The following is a 23,275-nucleotide window of genomic DNA, read 5'->3' as shown; positions in this document are numbered from 1 at the left end:
CACACTCCGCAGCGTCCGCATGACCCGACCCCGGGAACCATGGCCTGGGGAGACCCCAGTGCCTCGACCGGAGAGAAGAGCGAAGTTGTCCCCGACCAGCGAGACCGCACAGGGCGGCCGCCGACTCGTCATCGTCGAGTCGCCTGCCAAGGCGAAGACGATCAAGGGCTATCTCGGCCCCGGATACGTCGTCGAGGCGAGCGTCGGGCACATCCGCGACCTCCCCAACGGCGCCGCGGAGGTGCCCGAGAAGTACACCGGCGAGGTCCGCCGCCTCGGCGTGGACGTCGAGCACGACTTCGAGCCCATCTATGTCGTCAACGCCGACAAGCGGGCCCAGGTCAAGAAGCTCAAGGACCTGCTGAAGGACTCCGACGAGCTCTTCCTCGCCACCGATGAGGACCGCGAGGGCGAGGCCATCGCCTGGCACCTCCAGGAGGTGCTCAAGCCCAAGGTCCCGGTCAAGCGGATGGTCTTCCACGAGATCACCAAGGCCGCGATCCAGGCCGCCGTCGCCAACCCGCGCGAGCTGAACCAGAAGCTGGTCGACGCCCAGGAGACCCGCCGCATCCTCGACCGCCTCTACGGCTACGAGGTCTCGCCGGTCCTGTGGAAGAAGGTCATGCCGCGCCTGTCGGCCGGCCGCGTCCAGTCGGTCGCCACCCGGCTCGTCGTCGAGCGGGAACGCGAGCGCATCGCGTTTCGTTCTGCCGAGTACTGGGACCTGACGGGCACCTTCGCGACCGGCCGCGCGGGGGACCCCTCGGACCCGTCGTCGCTGGTCGCCCGCCTCCAGACCGTCGACGGCAGGCGGGTCGCGCAGGGCCGCGACTTCGACTCCCTGGGACAGATCAAGAGCCCGAACACCCTCCACCTCGACGAGGCGAACGCCCGCGCCCTGGCCGCCGCCCTGGAGCAGACGCGGTTCGCGGTCCGCTCGGTCGAGTCCAAGCCGTACCGCCGCTCGCCGTACGCCCCGTTCCGTACGACGACCCTCCAGCAGGAGGCCTCGCGCAAGCTGGGTTTCGGCGCGAAGGCGACCATGCAGGTGGCCCAGAAGTTGTACGAGAACGGCTTCATCACCTACATGCGTACGGACTCCACGACCCTCAGCGAGACCGCCGTCACCGCGGCCCGCGCCCAGGTCACGCAGTTGTACGGCGCCGACTACCTGCCCTCGTCCCCGCGCACCTACGCCGGGAAGGTCAAGAACGCGCAGGAGGCGCACGAGGCGATCCGCCCCTCGGGTGATCGTTTCCGCACACCCGCCGAGACCGGCCTGACCGGCGACCAGTTCAGGCTCTACGAGCTGATCTGGAAGCGCACCGTCGCCTCGCAGATGAAGGACGCGACCGGCAACAGCGTGACCGTGAAGATCGGTGGCACCGCCGCCGACGGCCGGGACGTCGAGTTCAGCGCCTCCGGCAAGACGATCACCTTCCACGGCTTCCTCAAGGCGTACGTCGAAGGTGCCGACGACCCGAACGCCGAGCTGGACGACCGAGAGCGCCGGCTGCCCCAGGTCGCCCAGGGCGACGCCCTGAGCGCCGAGGAGATCACGGTCGACGGGCACGCCACCAAGCCCCCGGCCCGCTACACCGAGGCCAGCCTGGTCAAGGAGCTCGAAGAGCGTGAGATCGGCCGCCCGTCGACGTACGCGTCGATCATCGGCACGATCCTCGACCGCGGCTATGTCTTCAAGAAGGGCACGGCACTCGTCCCCTCCTTCCTGTCCTTCGCCGTGGTCAACCTCCTGGAGAAGCACTTCGGCCGGCTCGTCGACTACGACTTCACCGCCCGCATGGAGGACGACCTCGACCGCATCGCGGCCGGTCAGGCCCAGTCCGTGCCGTGGCTCAGGCGCTTCTACTTCGGTGAGGGCACGCCCACCGGCGGAGCGGCCGACGCCGGAAACGGCGACGGGGACCACCTCGGCGGCCTCAAGGAACTGGTGACCGACCTGGGCGCGATCGACGCGCGCGAGGTCTCCTCGTTCCCGGTGGGCAGCGGCATCGTGCTCAGGGTCGGCCGCTACGGCCCGTACATCGAGCGCGGCGAGAAGGACTCCGAGAACCACCAGCGGGCCGACGTGCCCGAGGACCTGGCGCCGGACGAGCTGTCCGTCGAGCTCGCGGAGGAGCTGCTCGCCAAGCCGAGCGGTGACTTCGAGCTCGGCGCCGACCCGGTGACGGGCCACCAGATCATCGCCCGCGACGGCCGCTACGGCCCGTACGTCACCGAGGTGCTCCCCGAGGGCACCCCGAAGACCGGCAAGAACGCCGTGAAGCCGCGTACGGCCTCGCTGTTCAAGTCGATGTCGCTGGACACGGTGACGCTGGAGGACGCCCTCAAGCTGATGTCGCTGCCGCGCGTCGTCGGCGTCGACGCCGAGGGCCAGGAGATCACCGCGCAGAACGGCCGCTACGGCCCGTATTTGAAGAAGGGCACGGACTCGCGCTCGCTGCAGACCGAGGACCAGCTCTTCACGATCACCCTCGAAGAGGCGCTGGAGATCTACGCGCAGCCCAAGCAGCGTGGCCGCGCGGCCGCCAAGCCGCCGCTGAAGGAGCTGGGCACCGACCCGGTCAGCGAGAAGCCGGTCGTGGTCAAGGACGGCCGTTTCGGACCGTACGTGACCGACGGGGAGACCAACGCGACCCTGCGCTCCGGCGACAGCGTCGAGGAGATCACCCCGGAGCGCGGCTTCGAGCTGCTCGCCGAGAAGCGGGCGAAGACGCCCGCCAAGAAGACGGCGAAGAAGGCGCCCGCCAAGAAGGCCCCGGCCAAGAAGGCGACGGCCGCCAAGAAGACCGCGGCGAAGAAGACCACGACGGCCGCGAAGAAGACGACGGCGAAGACCACCGCGAAGAAGGCGACGGCTGCCAAGACGGCGTCCGAGGACTGATCCCGGTCCTCCTTCGGCCCCGAGGGCCGGATTCCTCCACCGAGGCTTCGCAAAGCGAACACCCCGGCATCACTTTGGTGTCGGGGCGTGCGCACGTGCGGACGCACTCCCCGGGCTGTCGGTGGCTCCCGATAGGCTGAACGCATGACCCGTGCCGAGCAGCCAACGGCCCTTCACCCGGCCCCCGACGACGCCCTGGTCGCGGACTCCCGCGAGCGCGCCGTCCGCGCCCTGCTGCGCAGGCCCCAGCTCAAACGCCTGTGGAGCGCCCAGCTCGTCGGAGGGATCGGCGACACCCTCGCACTCCTGGTGCTGGTGCTGCTGGCCCTTCAGGCGGCCATCGCCGAGGGCTCGTTCAGCGGCGGCTACCGGGGCGTGGCGTTCGCAGTGGCGACCGTTTTCGGTACGCGCATCCTGGCGACGGTGCTCTTCGGCGCCGTCCTGCTCGGCCCGCTGACCGCGCTCACTTCGCAGGAGGGGCCGCTCGACCGCCGCTGGACCATGGTCGGTGCGGACGGAGTCAGGCTTGCCCTGCTCATCGTCGCGCCGCTGTGGATCGACTGGATGCCGGACAACGCGCTCGCGATGCTCCTGGTGACCGTCTTCGTGACCGGGGTCGCCGAGCGCTTCTGGACCGTGTGCCGTGAGAGCGCGGCGCCCGCCCTGCTGCCGGCTCCGCCTCCCGAGGGGGCGACGGTACGACCGCTGCCGGACCACCTGGACGCACTGCGCCGTCTGTCGCTGCGGACGACCTTCGTGGCGATCCCGCTGGCCGGGGCCGCGCTCGTCGCCGCCGGTCTGCTCAACAACCTGCTGGGCTCCGGCATCGACTGGTTCGGCCAGCACCAGGCGGCCCTCGCGTCGTACGTCGCGGCCGGACTGTTCGCCGCGTCCCTGTCCGTGCTGACCTTCCTGGAACTTCCCGACACGCGCACCCCGCGCGCGCGTTCGCCGCTGGAGGGGCTGCGCCGGCCCAAGACGGGCACCGGCGTCGACAAGGGCCGTACCGGCGCGATCCCGCTGCTGGTGCCCGCCTGCGCGGCCGTCGCCGGGGCGATCGCGGCCGCCGTGGCCGTGGCCGTGCTGCACGCCAAGGACCTGGGCGGCGGCCCGGTGCTGTACGGGCTGATGGTGCTCGCGCTGACCGGCGGTGTCGTGGTCGGTGTCCGTACGGCGCCCAAGGTGCTGGTCGCGCTGTCGCGGCGCCGGCTCCTCGCGCTGGCGATCGCCTTCACCGGGATCGCCCTGCTGGCCGCCGGGCTCGTCCCGGACGTCACCACCGTGCTGCTGATCGACACGCTGGCCGGTGTCGGCGCGGGCGTGGCCGCCAACACCGGGCACACCCTGCTCGACCAGGAGACCGAGGAATACCGGCGGGCGCGCACCACCGAACATCTGCACGCGGTCGTGCGGGTCGGCGTGGCGCTGGGTGCGCTGGTCGCCCCCGTGGTGGCCGCGGCGATCGGGCCGCACCGGCTGGTGAACGGCAAGTTCGTGTTCGCGCACGGCGGCGCCGCCTTCACCCTGATGCTGGTCGGCGCCCTGCTGCTCCCGGTGGCCGCGCTGGTGCTCGCCAAGGTCGACGACCGCTCCGGGGTACCCCTGCGGCACGACCTGCGGGACGCGCTGCTCGGCGGCGACGACCCGGTGACGGTGCCCGCCTCCTCCGGCTTCTTCATCGCTCTGGAAGGCGGGGACGGGGCCGGGAAGTCCACCCAGGCCGAGGCGCTCGCCGAGTGGATAAGGGCCAAGGGACACGAGGTCGTGGTGACGCGCGAGCCGGGGGCGACCCCGGTGGGCAAGCGGCTGCGGTCGATCCTGCTGGACGTGTCGAGCGCCGGGCTCTCGCACCGCGCGGAGGCGCTGCTGTACGCGGCGGACCGCGCGGAGCACGTGGACACTGTGGTCAGGCCCGCCCTTGAGCGTGGCGCCGTCGTGATCTCCGACCGGTACATCGACTCCTCGGTGGCCTACCAGGGCGCCGGCCGTGACCTGTCCCCGACGGAGATCGCCCGCATCAACCGCTGGGCGACGGACGGTCTCGTGCCGCATCTGACGGTCCTGCTGGACGTGTCCCCGGAGATCGCCCGCGAGCGGTTCACCGAGGCGCCGGACCGGCTGGAGTCGGAGCCGGCGGAGTTCCACGCGCGCGTGCGGTCCGGATTCCTCACGCTGGCCGCCGCCGACCCCGGGCGGTACCTGGTCGTGGACGCCGGGCAGGAGCCCGAGGCCGTCACGACCGTCGTACGGCACCGCCTCGACCAGATGCTGCCGCTGTCCGAGCAGGAGATCCGGGAGCAGGAAGAGGCTCGCCGCAAGGCCGAGGAAGAGGCGCGGCGCAAGGCCGAGGAAGAAGCCGCGCGCAAGGCCGAGGAGGAGCGCCTGGAGCGGGAACGCCAGGAGCAGCTCGCCCGGTTGAAGGCCGAGGAGGAGGAGCGCAAGCGGCGCGAGCTGGAGGAGGCCCAGCGGCGCGAGGCCGAACGCCAGGCGGAGGAGGCCAGGCTGCGGGCCGAGGAAGCACGCAGGCGGGCCGAGGAGGAGCGGGCACGACTCCTCGCCGAGGAGAAGGCACGCGCGGAGGAAGAGGCACGGCGCAAGGCCCAGGAGGAGGCCGCCCGCAAGCGGGCCGAGGAGGAGGCGCGACTGCGCGCCGAGGCCGAGGAGCAGCGGCTGGAGAAGCAGCGCAAGGCCGAGGAGGCGTTGCTGAGGGCGGAGCAGGCCCGGCGGCTCGCCGAGTCCGCGGCCGCGGCGGCCGAAGCGGGGCCCAAGAAGGCCGCCACTCCCGCGCCGGGAATGGACGCGGCGACCGTGCCCACCCCCGTGGTGACTCCGACCAACGCGTCGGGCGGTCCGGTGGACGAGACGGCCGTGCTGCCCCGGGTGTCCATGGAGAAGGACGACGAGGAATCTTCCGGGAGCGGTGCTTCTGGTGCTCCCAGCGCTTCCGGTGTTTCCGGTGGGACCGCCTCCGACTCCGAGGTGACGGCCGAGCTGCCGCAGCCGCCGGTTCCGCCGGGGGCGGCGGACGAGACGGCGGTGCTGCCTCCGGTGCCGCCGGGGGCTGCCGATGAGACCGCGGTGCTGCCGCCGGTCGTACCGCCGGGTGCGGCTGATGAGACGGCGGTGCTGCCTCCGGTGCCTCCGGCGCCGGGAGAGGGGCCTTCGGACCGGGTGCCGCCGGGGTACTTCCGGGACGAGGAGCGGACGCGGGAGCTGCCGCAGGTCGACGCGGAAGGGACACCTCGGCGGAGGGCTCGCTCGGACTGGGCCGAGGAGACGCCGTTGGACGACCTGCCCACGCTGGCCGACGAGTTGCTCGGGCCGCACGACGATGAGTACGGGGATGACCGCGGGCGGCGTCGGGGGCGGTAGCGGCCGAACTCCGGGTGAGGGGGCGGGGGCGTGCGGGTGCGTTGTGGCGGGTCGCACAGTTCCCCGCGCCCTTGGGCGGGTGCGGCCGGGCAGGCCTGTATCGCACCCGCTGTCAGTGGTCGCCCCCACAATGGACCCAACGCACGAAGCATGACGAAAGGGCGGCGTGACCCATGACCGTATGGGACGACCTGGTCGGCCAGGAGAGGGTGAGTGAGCAGCTCGCCGCCGCCGCTCGGGACGCCGACGCCCTGGTCACCGCCGTCGCCACCGGCGCCCCGCCGCCCGAGGCGTCGAAGATGACGCATGCCTGGCTGTTCACGGGACCTCCTGGCGCGGGCCGGAACCAGGCGGCGAGGGCCTTCGCCGCCGCGCTGCAGTGCGTCAGTCCGGACCGGGCTCTCGGGGGAGCGCCCGGCTGCGGGTTCTGCGACGGGTGTCATACGGCACTCATCGGCACCCACGCCGACGTCACCTCCGTAGCCGCCGTCGGCACCCAGATCCTCGCCGACGACATGCGGGACACCGTCAGGAAGTCGTTCACCTCGCCGGCGACCGGCCGCTGGCAGATCATCCTCGTCGAGGACGCGGAGCGGTTGAACGAGAAGTCGGCCAACGCGGTCCTCAAGGCCGTGGAGGAGCCCGCCCCCCGCACGGTCTGGATGCTGTGCGCGCCGTCCATCGAGGACGTCCTGCCGACGATCCGCTCCCGCTGCCGCCACCTCAACCTGAGCACCCCCGCCGTGGAGGCCGTCGCCGACATGCTCGTGCGCCGGGAGGGCGTCGAGCCGGCCGCCGCGATGGCCGCAGCCCGTGCCACCCAGGGCCATGTCGACCGGGCCCGCCGGCTCGCCACCGACCCGGCCGCGCGCGAGCGCCGGGCCGCCGTGCTGAAGCTCCCCTTGCGCGTCGAGGACATCGGCGGCTGTCTCAGGGCGGCGCAGGAGCTCGTCGACGCGGCGGCCGACGACGCCAAGCAGCTCGCCGAGGAGATGGACGGCAAGGAGACCGAGGAGCTGAAGGCCGCGATGGGCGCCTCCCAGGGCGGCCGCATGCCGCGCGGCACGGCAGGCGTGATGAAGGACCTGGAGGACCGGCAGAAGCGCCGCCGCACCCGTACTCAGCGCGACAGCCTCGACCTGGCCCTGACCGACCTCACCGCGTTCTACCGTGACGTCCTCGCCCTCCAGCTCGGCTCCCGGGTGGCGATCGCCAACGCGGACGCGGAAGACGCGTTGGAGCGGCTCGCCCGCGGCAGCTCCCCGGAGACCACGCTCCGCCGTATCGAGGCGATCGGTGCCTGCCGCGAGGCCCTCGACCGCAATGTGGCCCCGCTGCTCGCGGTGGAGGCCATGACGATGGCGCTCAGAGCGGGCTGAGAACCTGGCGGGATCGCGCCTTGACGGCGTCACTCGTACGAGCTGGTTTGTTCACACAGGGCATGTGATCCAATGCGGAGAGTTAGGCTCGCTCGATGCACATCAGGCGAAATCCCCGCCACGCCGGCCGGAAGCTTCCCCTGCGTCGGGCACAGGCACCGGCACAGACATCGGCGCGCGCGACCCGTACGACCCGCACCACCGGCGGCGCCCTCCTCGCCGTCGCCGCGCTGCTCGTCTCCGCCTGCTCCTCGGGCGCCTCGACGAGTTCGGACGCCTCGGCCGCCGACGTGGCCCTGGGCGCGCTGCCTCGGTCGACACCGGCCGCCCTGTCGCCGTACTACGGGCAGAAGGCGCGCTGGCACAGCTGCGGTGTTCCCGGTTTCGAGTGCACCACACTGAAGGCGCCGCTCGACTACGACAAGCCGGCCGACGGGGACGTCCGGCTCGCCGTCGCCCGCAAGAAGGCCACCGGGCCGGGCGAGCGCCTCGGGTCGCTGTTCGTGAACCCGGGCGGACCGGGCGGCTCGGCGGTCGGCTACGTGCAGGCGTACGCCGGGATCGGCTACCCGGCCGAGGTACGGGCCCGTTACGACATGGTCGCGGTGGACCCGCGCGGAGTCGGCCGCAGCGAGCCCGTCGAATGTCTCGACGGGCAGGACATGGACACGTACACCCAGACGGACAGCACACCCGACGACGCGCGAGAGATCGCCCAACTCGTCGACGCCTACAAGAAGTTCGCGGAAGAGTGCGGTGCGCACTCGACGAGGCTGCTGCGGCATGTGTCGACGGTCGAGACGGCCCGGGACATGGACATCGTGCGGGCGGCGCTGGGCGACGCGAAGCTGAACTACGTGGGGGCGTCGTACGGGACGTTCCTCGGGGCGACGTACGCGGGCCTGTTCCCCGGCCGCGCGGGGCGACTGGTGCTGGACGGCGCGATGGACCCCTCGCTGTCCGCGCGTCGGGTGAACCTCGACCAGACGGCGGGCTTCGAGACGGCGTTCCAGTCGTTCGCGAAGGACTGTGTGCAGCAGCCGGACTGCTCGCTCGGAGCGAAGGGCACACCGAGCGCGGAGGTCGGCCGGAAGCTCAAGGCCTTCTTCGACAAGCTCGACGCGCACCCGATCCCCACCGGTGACGCGGACGGCCGCACACTCGGCGAGTCCCTCGCCACGACCGGCGTGATCGCGGCGATGTACGACGAGAGCTCCTGGGCGCAGCTGCGGGAGGCGCTGAGCTCGGCTATGAAGGAGCGCGACGGCGCCGGGCTGCTGGTCCTCGCCGACAGCTACTACGAGCGGGACGCCGACGGCCGCTACAGCAACCTGATGCCCGCCAACGCGGCCGTCAACTGCCTCGACCTCCAGCCCGCCTACGCCAGTCCGGAGGAGGTCGAGAAGGCCGTCCCGACCTTCGAGAAGGCGTCCCCCGTCTTCGGTGCGGGCCTCGCCTGGGCCTCCCTCAGCTGCGCGTACTGGCCGGTCGGGCCCACGGGCGAGCCGCACCGCATCGAGGCGCGGGGCGCCGGCCCGATCGTCGTGGTCGGCACCACCCGCGACCCGGCCACCCCCTACCGCTGGGCCCGCGCCCTGGCCGCCCAGCTGACCTCGGCCCGCCTGCTCACCTACGAGGGCGACGGCCACACCGCCTACGGCCGCGGCAGCGCCTGCATCGACTCCGCGATCAACGCGTACCTGCTCCGCGGCACCCCTCCCGTGGACGGAAAACGCTGCTCCTGACCCGGTCACCGGAGCGTCCGGGGTGCCCCGAGGGCTGGTGCGGAGCACCCCCGGAAACTGTGTAGACTTACCGACGTTGCTGACCGCACCATGGTGCGGACGGCGCGCCGCCTTAGCTCAGATGGCCAGAGCAACGCACTCGTAATGCGTAGGTCTCGGGTTCGAATCCCGAAGGCGGCTCCACTCGAAGCCCAGCCCAGACAGTGTCTGAGCTGGGCTTTTTCGTTCAGCGAATGCGGCGGCGGCGCCGGGCGCGCTCCGCGCGGGTGTCGGCGGTCTCACCTCTGGTCTCAGTGGGGCCCGGAATCGGGGCCGACGGAGGAGACGGCGGCGGTACGAAGAACTCGCCCATCCGCCGCATGGCGTCCTTGGACAGGTGGGACCGGCCCTTGACGTAGCGCCGGGTCTGACTGATCTGCGTGTGCCGCAGGATCTCCATGATCGTGGGCATGTCGACGCCCAGCTCGTTCAGGATCGTGCCGGCGGTGTGGCGGCTCCCGTCGTACAGGCGGCGGTCCTCGATCCCGGCCTCCTTGAGTAGTTCCTTGAACTCTTCGTAGTCGGCGCGCGGGTCCAGCGGTCGGCCGTCCGGCCGGGCGAACACGACATCGTGCTCCTGCCACAGCTCCTCGGCGGCTTCCCGTGCCGCTTCCTGCTGGGCCTTGTGGTCGAGCAGGAAGGGAATGAAGACGGGCGGGATCGGCACGGCGTTCCGGCTCTTCTTGGTCTTGGGGCGGGTGAAGGTGAGCCCACCGTCTTTGCGCTCCGGGCAGGCGCTTACGTGCTTGGTGCACGTCTTGGCGCACGGCTTCGGGCAGCCGCGCTTGTAGCCCTTGTGGGTGGTGCAGTCGGGCAGGCACGGCTCGAAGCGGTGCAGACGTCCTCCACAAGCGTGTGGGGCGGCGCAGCCGTGCCGCCACGTGAGCCGCTGAAGCTGCCACTCGGGGCGGAACAGCTCCGCTTCCAGGTCGACGTACGACCAGCGCAGCCCGAGCGTCTCGCCCTGCCGGAACCCCATGCCGACACCGACGATCCACCGCATGAACGTGGGACGCTTCGCCGCGGCTTCGAGGAAGGCCTTCGCCTCCTCCTTGGTGAAGGGGTTGGCCTCGGTCTCGTCAATGCTCGGCGGGTCCACGAGCGTGGCGACGTTCTCGCCGACGATGCGCCGACGGTGGGCGATCTTCAAGGCGCGGGACAGGATGCGGTGCACCTTCACGACGTGGGAAGGAGCGTGGCCGGCGTCGAGCATGGCCCGGTACATCCGCTCCAGGTGCTCGGGCTGCAACTTGTCGATGCGGTGCTTGCCGACGCCGGGGATGATGTCGTTCCGGGTCTTCGACCAGTAGTCGTCGAGTGAGCGCGGCTTGAGCTTCAGGCTCGCGATGTCGGTCAGGTAGGTCTCCATCCACGCCGCGACCGTCGGCTTACGGCCTGCGGCGCCGCATGCGCACCGATGAGGTGCTGAAGCGGCTGCACGCACTGGACACGGCCGTCTACCGCGAGTGGAACAACGTCCGCCTCAAGCGGCTGCGCTGGTCAGGGGCGCGGTAGCTTCGTTCGTCGCAGCTTGACGCCAGCGGTCTGGGACTGGTCAGTGCTGGAATCGCGAGCCCGGCACAAGTCAGATAACAACGGCGACCAGTGGGCCAGCATTGTGGCTGAAAGTGGTCGACAGCCCCGGCAGGAAGTGCGTGTATCCATCCGGCGCCCGCCAGCGGATGTCGCCGAACGTCTCCAGCTCGACGCCGAGACTGCGTTGACCGTCGTCCGGGAACGGGTGCGCATAGTGGACCAGGACCCCTATGCCCTGGCTGACTCCTACTTCCCGGAGGAGCTGGTCAGAGGGACCCCGCTCATGCTGCCGGAAGACGTGTCAGCACCTGGCGGGATCTTGGCCAGCGTCGGCCTGGTCCAGGCGCGCTACCGCGACGAGATCACCGTGCGGATGCCGACGCGCGCGGAGATCGAGAAGTTGTCTCTGCCCTCTGCCACTCCCGTGGCCGTGCACATGCGTACGGGCTATGACGAGAACGACCGGCCCCTACGAGTAATGATCACGATCCTTCCGGGAGACCGTCATGTCATCAGGTACGACGTTTCGGCAGAGTGAGCACGTCCCACAGGAGCAAACCAGAGTGAAGGCCCTACGAAGTATCGACTCGACGCTTCCGCGCAACCGGCGCCCGGCCAGGGTCTGGTACACGTCCTACGGGTCCAACATGCATTTGGACCGGCTGGCCGCCTATATCAAGGGCGGTCAGCCGCCAGGGGCGTCAAGGAAGTACCCGGGGTGCCGCAACCGGGCTATGCCCGATCGGTCCATCCCCGTGGAACTCAACGGCGCGATGTACTTCGCAACCGAGTCGCCCGTCTGGGGAGGTGGCAGGGCCTTCTACGATCCGCATGCGAACGGGCGTGTCCTGGCTAGGGCGCACCTGGTGACCGTGCAGCAGTTCGCCGACATCGCGGCTCAGGAAATGTACAGGGAGCCAGGTACCGATCTTGATCTGGTCGACGCGTTGACTCGGGGACGTGCTGTGCTCGGGGAAGGACGCTACGAAACGCTCGTATGCGCCGGGCAGGTCGACGGTTTGCCTGTTCTGGCCTTCACCGCCCCATGGGGCATGGATGATGTTCAGTGGGTCATCCCTTCCGCCGCCTACGTGCGCTTTCTGGCATCGGGCCTACTGTCCGCCGGCGCTTGGGACGTTGAAGGCGTCGCCTCGTACGTCGCGGCCTGCCCTGGCGCAGCAGGCCACTGGTCGACTGAGGCCATCACCGATCTCTTGCTTGACGGAGGGTCAACGCAGTGAGTCGCTGAGGCTCGTTACTACCGCTTCACTCGCCCACGAATAGCCAGCACGGCAAGACCGATGAGCGCCGGCTCGCAGAAGCGGGAGGCCATCTCGATGTATTCGCCAGACGTTGTTAGGTCCTGGCCACTGGAACGGAAAACTACTGAGTTGAGTGTGACTTTCAGGGCCTTCTCAAACCGCCCGGTGTTGAATCGTTCAGCGTCAGGGTTCTCGGCGTCTTTCTTGTCGATCTCAAATGTAATCTTTCCACCATTCGGAGGAAGTACTCCCGTGGCCTCCTGCCTCGGTGAATTCTGGGGCAGTCCGAATCCCATCATAAGTAGGATGGTGGTCAGCATCGCCAAGCAGAGCCACCCGAGGGCACGCGATGCACGCAGTCCGTATCCCGATAGCAGCCAGTACACCTGCAGGAGCCAACGCTCGGAGGTGCTCCATTTGCGACTCAGGCGTCGCATTTCCATTTCTCCGTAGTAGAAATCTGCGGCGCCAGGTTCGTCCTTCGCGTCCTCGCGTGATTTCCTCAACTGCCGATAGATGATTGCCAATGCATCGTGCCGAGGAGTGGATCTATCGATTGGCGCACTACCCCAGATGCGTAGGGAGTTCCTTGTGCCCGAAAGGGAGCGCCGGCGACGTTCCTCCTCAATAACTTGCCGTCTCGTATAACGGAACGGTGGCATCAAGGAGAATCCGTGAGGGCTCGCATTAAAGTGCCAACGCCCCTCAAGGCGTAGCTGATCAAGGTGGACTGCGCCACTGAAAGTGCAGTTCGTCAGAGAAACGCTCGCTAGGGTGAGCATTGCACAGTCAACGCCTCGGAGTGACGATATGGAGACTGATTGAATGGCACCGGTCTCGAAATTGATTGTTGCGGGCGTCCCGATTATGTCCATTGGCTGATTGAGTGCCGCGTGCGTCAGGTCTACATTTGCGCCCGTGAGTTGGGCTGACGCGTGTGACAGAAAAATGGTGTGCCGGAAGAGTGCATTACTCGCATCGGCGATGAGCAGAACGGGCTGGTCGAAGCGCGTGTGGGACAGGTCTAGGTGTCCTTTGCAGCGGATCGGTCCCAGCCTCGGTAGCTCCGTGAAGCGGGCCCTGTTGAAGACTATGTCCGCATCGGATGTGGCGTCGTCAAAATGGGCAATCTTCATGAACTCTGATTCACTGAAATTGGCGACGTTGCCAAATGTGACCCTCTGGAATTCTGCGATGCTATGAAACCGCGCCCTCGCGAAGGATGCCTCGGCGGAGAAGGTCGCATCATTGAACAACGCCCATCCCGCGAAAGACGTGTTATCAAATGCCACTTTCTCGAACTGCACCTCTTGAAAGAAAACGTCATTGCCGAAATGTGCTTGTTCGAAAGTGGCCCAGTCTTCGAATTTCACGCCGTCGAATGATGCGACCTCGTGAAACTTCACATCCTCGAAAAATGCCGATTCGAGAAATTTGGCGCCATCAAATTCTACACCTTGCAGAAACTGAACCTCTACGAAATAGGCCATTCCTTCGAAAACTGCTGACGCAAACGAAATGGGGCTTCGGAACGTGCCCGCTGGTCGCAATGCTTCGCCGGTGAATCTGCAGTAGCTGAAACTGGCCTGCGTTTCTCCGCGCCCAAGAACTGCGGTGATGTGTCGGAAAAGACTGGAGTCGATGGTCGTTCCGCGATAGCTGACGGAGCGTCGTTCATGCATAGAGTTCATATGCCTGGCGCGGTCACGTTCTGAGAGATGCGTCAGGCACTCCGCGTAAGGTTCGACAGCTTCCCCGCGACACTGAATGGTGCGGCTAGCGACTACCGTGATATGAGAACACTCGGTCCACTGAAGCGGGGAGGGTGAGGGAGCAGGCATTCACCACCGATACCCCATCTACGGTGATTTTGTGTGTGACATTGCCAGATCGTAAGCAGAGGCGTCACAGGCTGGAAGCGCGGCCGTAACTCACGGTCACTGCTGGACTCCGGGAGGGCTGCTCCCACGAGGGCAGCCTGCCTGGCCGCCGGCGACGACAGCAATGGGGGACGTCGCCATATCGGGAACGCGGGCATGCGCGTTGTTATAGCGGGCCGCATGCGCGCCGAACGGCACTTGCGGGGCGACGGTCACGGACCGGCGGAGGTTGTTGCGGTGCGGCCGTGAGGTCTCAGTTCCAGTCTCAGTTGCTGCCTGATCTGCAGGTGTTCGCTCGAGTCCGCTGTAGTCCTAGTCGACCGATGAGCAGGGGCAACACCTCCGTGGCGGACGTCTGTGGATGGCGTTGGAGCGGGGTCGGACAACTCGTAATGCGTAGGTCTCGGGTTCGAATCCCGAAGGCGGCTCTGTGGAAGCCCCCTCGCCACGGACGCTGCGAGACCAAGGTGGACCAGCACAACAACCGCGTGGCGCGGATCTTCGAGAGCAGCAGCTACAACCGCGGACAAACTCGCTACTGGCTCAACAGAGGACTGCTGTTCCAGTATCTGTACCAGGTCGGCAGCTGCCTGTCCCGGTACGGCTATCTCTGGGGCTAACCACCGTCAGCGCTCAGCAGTGACCTGAACGAACAACACACCGGGCGCGGTCCCCCTGGACGGGGACCGCGCCCGGTCACCAGTCCCCGGACCCACGACCACCCGTACTCCCAGGAGCACCGTTGTCCCCCACAGCATCGTCCGTCGGCACCCGCGTCATACTGGCGGCGGCCCTCCTGCTGCCGACCGCTCTCCTCAGCGCGTGCTCAGCCCTCGGCGGCGACGACGGCTGCCACGACACGGCCGCAGAACTCAAGCGACTGGCCAAGCAGCCACTCCTCGAATCAGCGCCCGCCCAGGCCTCGGCACCCGCCAACTACCGCGGGGTGGGCGTCACCACCGGATGCGACGACGTCAGCAGCGGAGCGCCCTGGCTGCACGCGGATCGCCTGTACGTGTTCCCGGGCAGACCCGACGACGTCATCACGTACTACACCAGGACAGCCGCCGCCGCCGGCTGGAAGTTCGAGGGGGACCCCGCCCCCGAGGCACCGCCCGCTGCCGTGGAGGGTGCCTGCTGGACCGGGACCGAGCAGGGCCGGCATCTGCTGCTCAACGTCGACCTACGTCCCGGAGGCTTCTCGCCCGAGCCCGAGGTCGGCACGGGCCTCGCCTACTCGGTATCGGTCGGCACCGAGCGGGACGGCGGCAAGGAAACCTGTTGGCACTGAGCAGGGAATCGAGGCATCGATGGGCAGGTAGCCTGCCGAGCCGCGCCGCCACTGCGCCAGGGTGAGCGGGCATCCGGCACCTCTCGCCATGACCTGGGGCTTTTTCGTTCAGCGGATGCGGCGACGGCGACGGCGGCGGGCGCGCGGACAGCGCCGCCGTGTGGACCCAACCGGTTTGCAGGTCGAGACCGACCCGGTGAACGTCTGACGCCCTCAGGGCTCTTTTTCTCGTATCGACGATCAGCCACCTGAGGCCCGGACCGAGGAGCGCGGCCCCCGGCCTGCTGTCCGGCCGGGCGGCGTCCGGCGAAGGCGTCGTGAACGTCTGGTCCGAGGCGGAGCAGCCCGGCACGCTCTTCTGCGGGCGCAACAACACGACTGTCCCACGCCGGGCCGGGCCCGACCTCACTCCCGAGCGCAGCCGCTCGTCGTCGTACCGCACGCCCCGCCGACCGGAGCCGGCCGAGTTCGGGTCGTCCCGTCCCGGGGACGCTGAACTCCCGTCGGTGTCTCAGGTGTTGTCGGCCGGTTCGTACCAGTGACGGGGCAGGATCGCGTCGATCGTCTCCTGGACGCGGTCGATGAGATCAGCGCGGTCGTTCAGTGCCCAGGAGATGTGCTGAGCGCCGAAGAAGGCCGCCACGAGCACCCGGGCCAGCTTCTCCGGGTCGGCGTCCTCGGGGAGCTGACCCACCTCCTTCGCCTCCACCAGCAGTTCCTGGCAGTGCGTCATGAAGTCGACGAACGGGCGGGTGGGCAGCCCGCTGGTGATCTGGTGGCGGTCCAGGTGCAGCCGTACCGCGGCCTGGAACAGGGTGTCGTCGCGAAGGACGACGGCCACCCGGTTCAGGAGCTTGACCGTGGCCTGCAGGGGAGGCACCTTCAGGCGCCTGACGCCGACGGACAGGGCGCCCAGGCGGGCGAAGTACTCCTCCGAGACCGCGATCGCGATGGCCTCCTTGTTCGCGTAGTGGAAGTACACGGCCCCCTTGGTCACCCCGGCCTGTTCGGCGATGTCGAGCAGGGTCACGTCGGCGAAGCCGCTGCGCGCGAAGACCACGGCCGCCGCCTCGAGGATCTGGACGCGGGTACGGATGGACCGCTGTTGCTTGGGTTCCTGACGGGCGGGGCGCTTCTCGCCGACAGGTGTGGGTTCAAGGGCATGCACGTGGCGGCTCCCGCATGAGGTCAACAGTGACGGCTCGGTTGACCCACTAACGTACCACCGCGAATGTATTTCACGGCCTCGCCGTCTGCTGCAGAGCTGTCAGTGCTGGTCAAGTAAGGCCAAAGAGGGTCTAAAAAAACGTTCGCGAACGTATGTAAAAGTCTATGGTGGAGTCACAAGATCAGCTGGAGATACGGAGCATGATGAGTACCCAGAACGTCTTGGTGGTGTCTCAACGGTCCGCGGGGGCGGCCGAGTCGGCGTGGACCGAAGTGCAGCAGCCGGGACTCTCGGCGGTCGCCACGGTTCCCATCGACTCCATTCTGTCCGCGGACTCTCCACGCACCGAGGGCGAGGATCAGGCGCACGCACGTCTGCTGGCCGATTCGGGAGCGGCGCTCCCCCCGATCATCGTCCACCGGCCGACCATGCGGGTCGTGGACGGTATGCACCGCCTCGCGGCGGCCCGCCTGCGGGGCGAGCCTGAAGTGAAGGTGCGGTTCTTCGACGGTGACGAGCGCGACGCGTTCGTGCTCGCCGTGCGGGAGAACACCACGCACGGGCTGCCGCTGAGCGCACGCGATCGTGCCGCGGCCGCCGCCCGTATCCTGCGGACCCATCCGTACTGGTCAGACCCCGCCGTCGCGCTGGCGGCCGGCCTGTCCGCCCGCACGGTCGGCGAGATCCGGCGGTCCCTGGACGCGGGTGACCAGCCCGCCGTCAGGCTGGGGCGCGACGGCCGGGTGCGGCCGTTGAACGGCGCCGAGGGACGGATCCGCGCGAGCCGGCTGATCGAGGAGATGCCGGGCGCCTCGCTCCGGGCGATCGCCCAGCGGGCCGGGGTGTCCCCGGGTACGGTCCGCGACGTACGCGACCGGATGGCGCGGGGCGAGGACCCGCTCCCGAAGTCGCTGCGGGCTCCGGACGCCCCGCGGGGCGCTCACCCGGTACGGCGGCCGCCCGAGGCGCGCGACCCCGTCGACGAGCAGGGGCTGCTGAGGTCCCTCATGAAGGACCCGTCCCTACGGCTGACCGAGCGGGGACGCTTCCTGCTGCGGTTGCTCGGCGTCCAGGTGTTGCCCGACAGCCGGTGGGCCGAGCTGCGCGAGGCCGTGCCGGAGCACGGGGCGCAGGTGATCAGCCAGCTCGCCCGCAAGTGCGCGATCGCCTGGACGGAGTTCGCCGACGAGCTGGAGCGTGTGGCCGCCGAGTCCGGTGGCGAGTAGTGACGTCCGTACGGCGGCGGGGGCTGTACGGCTGTGTGCGACTACGGGGAGCTGTGCGACCACGGGGAGTTCCGTGGTTGCACGGCGCCGGAGGCCCTGAGCGGGGCCCGTCCGGCGGATACAGGGGAGGTGCCGTGGGGGAATTCACCCTCTTCGGGTTCCATCACGCTGGGGGCAGCATCGCTGCGTTCTCCGGCTGGCAGCGCGCGCTCGGGCCACAGGTCGAGGTGGTGCCGGTCGCGCTGCCGGGGCGGGGGCGGGACGGCCGCAGCCCGCGCTACCGCGATCTGGACACGCTGGTCGAGGCGCTCGCCCAGGACCTGGGGCCCGGCCTGTCGGGGCGGCACGTGCTGTACGGCCACAGCATGGGGGCGCTGGTCGCCTACCGGCTGACCCGGCTGCTGGCCCGGCGGGCGCGGCGGCTGCCCGAGAAACTGATCGTCGGGGCCTTCGGCGCACCCCATCTGAGGCAGTCGACCGGTGCCACCGAGGACATGACCGACTCGGAGCTGCTGCGCTGGCTGGTCGACACCTCCGACATCCACGCGGACCTGCTCGGCGGCACCGAACGGCTGGCCGTGATGCTCGCCCGGCTGCGGGAGGACCTGCGGATCATCCGGCCCAGGCGACCGGCGCAGGACATCGGGGCGCCGCTGCCCTGCCCGATCCACGTCTTCACCGGCACCCGCGACCCCCTGGTGGACCGGGCGGCCGCGGCGGGGTGGAGTCGGCACACCAGCGCCGGCTGCACCGTCCATGCGATCCCGGGCGGACATTTCTTTCCCCGTGAGTCGAAACGGGATTTCTTCGGCGAACTGCGCTCAGTGCTGCACCCCGAGTCGGCACGGACACCGAACGTGTACGGATGAGGCGTGCACAAACTGGTGTTCGCGGTGAGGGATCAGTGATACTCGTCGAGCGCGACTGATTCGGCGTCCGGGACGAATTCGAGTTGAGAAATCCATGCAGTGACGGGGGAGAGTCTTGGCTGCGCAAAAAAGAACAAGGGACGGCCTTTCAGGCGAAGACCCGGGGGAGATGGTGCAACTGCTCACGCCGCACGGCGAGCGCGTGCACCACCCCGACTACGACATCGAACCGACCCCCGGGGAACTCCGGGAGATGTACCGGCGGATGGCGCTGACCCGCCGGGTGGACGCCGAGGGGGTCACCCTGCAGCGACAGGGCGAACTGGGCCTGTGGCCCTCGTCGTTGGGGCAGGAGGCGGCTCAGGTGGGCTCGGGTCTCGCGCTGCGCGCGGACGACCACGTCTTTCCGAGCTACCGCGACCACGGTGTCGCCCTCGCCAGGCAGGTCGATCCGCTGCACATATTCCGGCTGTTCCGGGGCGTGAGCCACGGCGGCTGGGATCCCGCGGAGAAGAACTTCCATCTCTACACGCTCGTCATCGGCTCCCAGGTTCTGCATGCCACCGGATATGCGATGGGCGTGGCCGACGACGATGCCGACTCCGCGGTCGTCGTGTATTTCGGTGACGGTGCGACCAGTCAGGGGGACGTGAGCGAGGCATTCAACTTCGCCGCCGTTTACGACGCGCCGGTCGTCTTTTTCTGCCAGAACAATCAATGGGCCATTTCGCAGGGAGTGGAAAGGCAGAGCAAGGTGCCGATCCACCGGCGCGCCGCCGGTTTCGGACTGCACGGTGTCCGGGTGGACGGCAACGACGTGCTGGCCTGTCTGGCGGTGACCCGGGCCGCCGTCGAGCGAGCCCGGCAAGGACGCGAGGCGACACTCGTCGAGGCGTTCACCTACCGCATGGGCGCCCACACCACGTCGGACGACCCGACCCGCTACCGGCACTCCGCCGAAGTGACGCAGTGGGCGCGCAAGGACCCGATCGCCCGCCTGGAGAAGTACCTCCTGAACCACGGCTGGGCCGACGCCGACTTCCTCGCGGAGGTCGGTGCGGAGGGCGACCGGCTCGCCCAGCACATCAGGGAGAGCGTGCGCACCATGCCCGATCCCCATCTCACGGAGTTCTTCGACCTCACCTACGCCGGCGAGCACCGGCAGGTCACCGAGGAACGGGAGTGGTTCAAGGAGTACGAGGCGTCGTTCGTGGAGGGGAGCTGACATGGCGACGACGACCCTTGCGAAGGCTGTCAACGCGGCGCTGCGGGCGGCTCTGGAGGACGACCCCAAGGTCGTCCTGATGGGCGAGGACATCGGGAGGCTCGGCGGTGTCTTCCGGGTCACCGACGGCTTGCAGAAGGACTTCGGGGAGCACCGGGTCAAGGACACTCCGCTCGCCGAGTCCGGCATAGTCGGCACCGCGATCGGCCTGGCGCTGCGCGGCTACCGCCCTGTCGTGGAGATCCAGTTCGACGGCTTCGTCTTTCCCGCGTACGACCAGATCGTCACCCAGCTCGCCAAGATGCGGGCCCGATCCGGCGGCCGTATCGCGCTGCCGGTCGTCATCCGGATCCCGTACGGCGGCGGCATCGGCGCGGTCGAGCACCACAGCGAGTCTCCGGAGGCACTCTTCGCACATGTCGCCGGACTGAGGGTGGTCTCGCCGTCCAACGCCGCGGACGCGTACACGATGCTCCGGCAGGCCGTCGCGGGCGACGACCCGGTCATCTACCTCGAACCCAAACGCCGTTACTACGACAAGGGCGAGGTCGACCTGGCGGCGTCGCCCCACCCGCTGCACTCCGCACGGGTGATACGCCCCGGCCGCGACGCGACGGTCCTCGCCTACGGGCCGACCGTGCGCACCGCACTGGAGGCAGCGGCCGTGGCCGAGGAGGAGGGCTCCAGCGTGGAGGTCGTCGACCTGCGCTCCATCTCGCCGGTCGACTTCGACACGGTCGAGGCCTCGGTGCGCAGGACCGGCCGGCTGGTGGTGGTGCACGAGGCACCCGTGTTCTTCGGCACCGGCGCGGAGATCGCCGCCCACGTCGCGGAACGCTGCTTCGACCGGCTGGAGGCGCCGGTCCTGCGCGTGGGCGGATTCCACATGCCGTATCCGCCGGCCCGGACCGAGCACGCCTACCTGCCGGACCTGGACCGGATTCTGGATGCCGTCGAGCGCGTCCTTGCCTACTGACGTCCCGGCCGCTCTGGCCCACCGAGACGAGGATTCCGTGGAAGCACAGCGTTTCCGTGAGTTCAGGATGCCCGACGTGGGCGAGGGCCTGAGCGAGGCGGACATACTCCAGTGGTACGTGAAGCCCGGCGACCGGGTGCACGACGGCATGACCGTGTGCGAGGTCGAGACCGCGAAGGCGGCGGTGGAACTGCCCATCCCCTACGACGGGGCGGTGCACGAGATCCGGTGCCCCGCCGGCACGACGGTCGACATCGGGGCGGTCATCATCACCGTCGACACGGCGCCGGACGGCGGGCCCGAGCCCGCCGACCCGCCGACGTCCCAGCCCGCCGACCCGCCGGCTCCCGAGCCGGAGCCGCAGCAGGCCCTGCTCGTCGGATACGGCGTCATGAACGGCTCGACGAGGCGCCGCCCGCGCAAGCCGCGAGCCGAGCGGGAGCGGCCCGCCCGCCGAGAGGCCGTTCCCGGTGCGGCGAAGCCCCCGGTGCGCAAGCTCGCCCGGGACCTCGGCGTCGACCTCGGCCTCCTGGTGCCCTCCGGCCCGGGCGGTGTGATCACCCGTGAGGACGTCCACGCCGCGGCCCGCACCACCCAGCCGCCGGTGGCGGTCCAACCGGCGCGTGTCCCCGCGTCCGACGAACGCCGTGTCCCCATCAAGGGGGTGCGCAAAGCGACCGCCGAGGCCATGGTGAGGAGCGCCTTCACGGCACCCCACGTCACCGAGTTCAGCACCGTCGACGTGACACGCACCGTGAAACTCGTCCAACAGCTCAAGCAGGACCCCGACTTCGCGGGACTGCGGGTGACCCCGCTGCTCCTCGTGGCCAGAGCCTTCCTGGCCGCGGTACGGCGTTTCCCGGAGATCAACGCCTCCTGGGACGAGGCCGCACAGGAGGTCGTCATCAAGGAGCGGGTCCACCTGGGCATCGCCGCGGCCACGCCCCGTGGCCTGCTCGTCCCCAACATCAAGGACGCGCACACCAGGAACCTGCCGCAACTGGCCGCGGAGCTGGGCGACCTGGTCGCCACGGCCCGGGCCGGCCGGACCACCCCCGCGGACCTGTCCGGCGGCACGGTGACCATCACCAACCTCGGGGTCTTCGGCGTCGACACGGGAACCCCGATCCTCAACCCGGGCGAGGCGGCCATCCTCGCCGTGGGAGCGATCAGGACCCTGCCCTGGGTGCACCGGAGCAAGGTGAAACCCCGTCAAGTCCTCACGCTGGCCCTCTCCTTCGACCACCGCCTGGTCGACGGAGAGCTGGGCTCCAAGGTTCTCGCCGCGACCGCGGAGATCCTCGAACAGCCCAAGCGACTCGTCACATGGGCGTAGCGATGACCACCGGACTCATGACGGGCGCGCAGTCCCTCATCCGCTCTCTCGAGGAGGTCGGCGCCGAGACGGTATTCGGCATTCCCGGTGGTGCCATCCTTCCGGCGTACGACCCGTTGATGGATTCCACGCGGGTGCGGCACGTCCTGGTCCGGCATGAGCAGGGCGCGGGTCACGCGGCGACCGGTTACGCGCAGGCCACCGGCAAGGTCGGCGTCTGCATGGCGACCTCGGGTCCCGGTGCCACCAACCTGGTGACCCCGATCGCGGACGCGCACATGGACTCGGTGCCGTTGGTGGCGATCACCGGTCAGGTGGCGTCCAAGGCGATCGGGACGGACGCCTTCCAGGAGGCGGACATCGTCGGCATCACCATGCCGATCACCAAGCACAACTTCCTGGTCACCAAGGCCGAGGACATCCCGAGGGTCATCGCGCAGGCGTTCCACATCGCCTCCACCGGCCGCCCGGGCCCGGTCCTGGTCGACATCGCCAAGGACGCGCTCCAGGCGAAGACGACGTTCTCCTGGCCGCCGGTCATGGACCTGCCCGGCTACCGCCCGGTGACCAAGCCGCACGCCAAGCAGATCCGTGAGGGCGCCAAGCTGATCACCCAGGCCAAGCGGCCCGTCCTCTACGTCGGCGGCGGTGTCATCAAGGCCGGCGCCACCGCCGAGCTGAAGGTCCTCGCGGAACTCACCGGAGCGCCCGTCACCACCACCCTGATGGGGCTCGGCGCGTTCCCCGACAGCCACCCGCTGCACGTGGGGATGCCGGGCATGCACGGTGCGGTCACCGCCGTCACCGCGCTGCAGAAGGCCGACCTGATCGTCGCCCTCGGTACCCGCTTCGACGACCGCGTCACCGGCAAGCTGGACAGCTTCGCCCCGCACGCCAAGATCGTCCACGCCGACATCGACCCGGCCGAGATCGGCAAGAACCGCGCCGCCGACGTGCCGATCGTCGGGGATGCCCGCGAGGTCATCGCCGACCTGGTCCAGGCCGTCCAGAGGGAGCACAGCGAGGGCCACAAGGGCGACTACAGCGCCTGGTGGAAGGACCTCTC

16 protein-coding genes, 1 tRNA gene and 1 pseudogene are annotated in these 23,275 nt (G+C 69.2%); 15 read left to right on the top strand and 3 right to left on the bottom strand.

The annotated features are described in order from the left end of the window. Positions 1 to 85: 85 nt before the first annotated feature. The 5 genes from topA to ABZT02_RS20410 all read left to right on the top strand — a co-directional run bounded on the left by topA (position 86) and on the right by ABZT02_RS20410 (position 9,584). Positions 86 to 2,905, top strand: a complete 2,820-nt coding sequence (topA, locus tag ABZT02_RS20430) for a type I DNA topoisomerase (RefSeq protein WP_356019380.1) — start codon at positions 86 to 88, stop codon at positions 2,903 to 2,905. 144 nt (positions 2,906 to 3,049) lie between these two features. Next, a complete protein-coding gene (gene tmk / locus ABZT02_RS20425; RefSeq protein ID WP_356019379.1) occupies positions 3,050 to 6,277 on the top strand; it encodes a dTMP kinase in 3,228 nt (1,075 codons plus the stop codon). A gap of 173 nt (positions 6,278 to 6,450) precedes the next feature. Further along, a complete protein-coding gene (locus tag ABZT02_RS20420) occupies positions 6,451 to 7,656 on the top strand; it encodes a DNA polymerase III subunit delta' (protein ID WP_356019378.1) in 1,206 nt (401 codons plus the stop codon). Positions 7,657 to 7,751: 95 nt separating this feature from the next. Next, positions 7,752 to 9,401, top strand: a complete 1,650-nt coding sequence (locus ABZT02_RS20415) for an alpha/beta fold hydrolase (RefSeq protein WP_356019377.1) — start codon at positions 7,752 to 7,754, stop codon at positions 9,399 to 9,401. Between the two features lie 106 nt (positions 9,402 to 9,507). Beyond that, positions 9,508 to 9,584 (top strand) — tRNA-Thr (locus tag ABZT02_RS20410). A gap of 43 nt (positions 9,585 to 9,627) precedes the next feature. Here ABZT02_RS20410 and ABZT02_RS20405 read toward each other — a convergent pair. Next, a pseudogene (locus tag ABZT02_RS20405) lies at positions 9,628 to 10,839 on the bottom strand (site-specific integrase); the annotation flags it as partial. 159 nt (positions 10,840 to 10,998) lie between these two features. Between ABZT02_RS20405 and ABZT02_RS20400 the strand changes: the two are divergent. Continuing rightward, a complete protein-coding gene (locus ABZT02_RS20400) occupies positions 10,999 to 11,514 on the top strand; it encodes a UTRA domain-containing protein (protein ID WP_356019376.1) in 516 nt (171 codons plus the stop codon). Positions 11,515 to 11,842: 328 nt separating this feature from the next. Continuing rightward, positions 11,843 to 12,217 carry a hypothetical protein gene (locus ABZT02_RS20395; RefSeq protein ID WP_356019375.1) on the top strand — a complete coding sequence of 125 codons (375 nt, stop codon included), beginning with the start codon at positions 11,843 to 11,845 and terminating at the stop codon, positions 12,215 to 12,217. 17 nt (positions 12,218 to 12,234) lie between these two features. Here ABZT02_RS20395 and ABZT02_RS20390 read toward each other — a convergent pair whose 3' ends face one another. Further along, a complete protein-coding gene (locus ABZT02_RS20390; protein WP_356019374.1) occupies positions 12,235 to 13,920 on the bottom strand; it encodes a pentapeptide repeat-containing protein in 1,686 nt (561 codons plus the stop codon). Between the two features lie 665 nt (positions 13,921 to 14,585). Between ABZT02_RS20390 and ABZT02_RS20385 the strand changes: the two genes are divergently transcribed. Both ABZT02_RS20385 and ABZT02_RS20380 read left to right on the top strand, forming a co-directional pair. Next, complete coding sequence (locus ABZT02_RS20385) at positions 14,586 to 14,738, top strand: hypothetical protein (protein WP_356019373.1); 153 nt, start codon at positions 14,586 to 14,588, stop codon at positions 14,736 to 14,738. A gap of 122 nt (positions 14,739 to 14,860) precedes the next feature. Further along, positions 14,861 to 15,409 (top strand): hypothetical protein, encoded by a 549-nt coding sequence (locus tag ABZT02_RS20380; RefSeq protein WP_356019372.1) that lies wholly within the window; start codon positions 14,861 to 14,863, stop codon positions 15,407 to 15,409. A 511-nt stretch (positions 15,410 to 15,920) separates the two neighbouring features. Here the strand turns inward: ABZT02_RS20380 and ABZT02_RS20375 are convergent. Next, on the bottom strand, positions 15,921 to 16,577 hold the full coding sequence (locus ABZT02_RS20375; RefSeq protein ID WP_356019371.1) for a ScbR family autoregulator-binding transcription factor: 657 nt from the start codon (positions 16,575 to 16,577) through the stop codon (positions 15,921 to 15,923). A gap of 200 nt (positions 16,578 to 16,777) precedes the next feature. Here ABZT02_RS20375 and ABZT02_RS20370 point away from each other — a divergent pair, with 200 nt between their 5' ends. The 6 genes from ABZT02_RS20370 to ABZT02_RS20345 all read left to right on the top strand — a co-directional run. Next, entirely contained in the window at positions 16,778 to 17,803 is a 1,026-nt protein-coding gene (locus ABZT02_RS20370) for a ParB/RepB/Spo0J family partition protein (RefSeq protein WP_356019370.1), read from the top strand. Positions 17,804 to 17,937: 134 nt separating this feature from the next. After that, complete coding sequence (locus tag ABZT02_RS20365) at positions 17,938 to 18,672, top strand: alpha/beta fold hydrolase (protein ID WP_356019369.1); 735 nt, start codon at positions 17,938 to 17,940, stop codon at positions 18,670 to 18,672. Between the two features lie 115 nt (positions 18,673 to 18,787). Next, the gene (gene pdhA, locus ABZT02_RS20360) at positions 18,788 to 19,897 is read left to right on the top strand and encodes a pyruvate dehydrogenase (acetyl-transferring) E1 component subunit alpha (protein WP_356019368.1); all 1,110 of its coding nucleotides are present in this window, start codon (positions 18,788 to 18,790) and stop codon (positions 19,895 to 19,897) included. 1 nt (position 19,898) lies between these two features. Then, on the top strand, positions 19,899 to 20,873 hold the full coding sequence (locus ABZT02_RS20355) for an alpha-ketoacid dehydrogenase subunit beta (protein WP_356019367.1): 975 nt from the start codon (positions 19,899 to 19,901) through the stop codon (positions 20,871 to 20,873). Between the two features lie 67 nt (positions 20,874 to 20,940). Further along, entirely contained in the window at positions 20,941 to 22,209 is a 1,269-nt protein-coding gene (locus tag ABZT02_RS20350) for a dihydrolipoamide acetyltransferase family protein (protein ID WP_356019645.1), read from the top strand. Between the two features lie 2 nt (positions 22,210 to 22,211). Beyond that, positions 22,212 to 23,275 (top strand): thiamine pyrophosphate-binding protein (locus ABZT02_RS20345; RefSeq protein ID WP_356019366.1); only part of this gene is annotated, 1,064 nt, incomplete at its 3' end.

Source organism: Streptomyces sp. NPDC005402, assembly GCF_040606575.1.
Classification (GTDB): domain Bacteria; phylum Actinomycetota; class Actinomycetes; order Streptomycetales; family Streptomycetaceae; genus Streptomyces.
This window is presented reverse-complemented; position numbering and strand designations above follow the sequence as displayed.

What these genes read in the sequence shown, in the direction of transcription:
- ABZT02_RS20420 (WP_356019378.1), top strand. Translation starts at nt 6,451, where the DNA reads ATGACCGTATGGGACGACCTGGTCGGCCAGGAGAGGGTGAGTGAGCAG.
- ABZT02_RS20355 (WP_356019367.1), top strand. Translation starts at nt 19,899, where the DNA reads ATGGCGACGACGACCCTTGCGAAGGCTGTCAACGCGGCGCTGCGGGCG.
- tmk (WP_356019379.1), top strand. Translation starts at nt 3,050, where the DNA reads ATGACCCGTGCCGAGCAGCCAACGGCCCTTCACCCGGCCCCCGACGAC.
- ABZT02_RS20390 (WP_356019374.1), bottom strand. Translation starts at nt 13,920, where the DNA reads ATGCATGAACGACGCTCCGTCAGCTATCGCGGAACGACCATCGACTCC.
- ABZT02_RS20350 (WP_356019645.1), top strand. Translation starts at nt 20,941, where the DNA reads ATGCCCGACGTGGGCGAGGGCCTGAGCGAGGCGGACATACTCCAGTGG.
- ABZT02_RS20415 (WP_356019377.1), top strand. Translation starts at nt 7,752, where the DNA reads ATGCACATCAGGCGAAATCCCCGCCACGCCGGCCGGAAGCTTCCCCTG.
- ABZT02_RS20370 (WP_356019370.1), top strand. Translation starts at nt 16,778, where the DNA reads ATGATGAGTACCCAGAACGTCTTGGTGGTGTCTCAACGGTCCGCGGGG.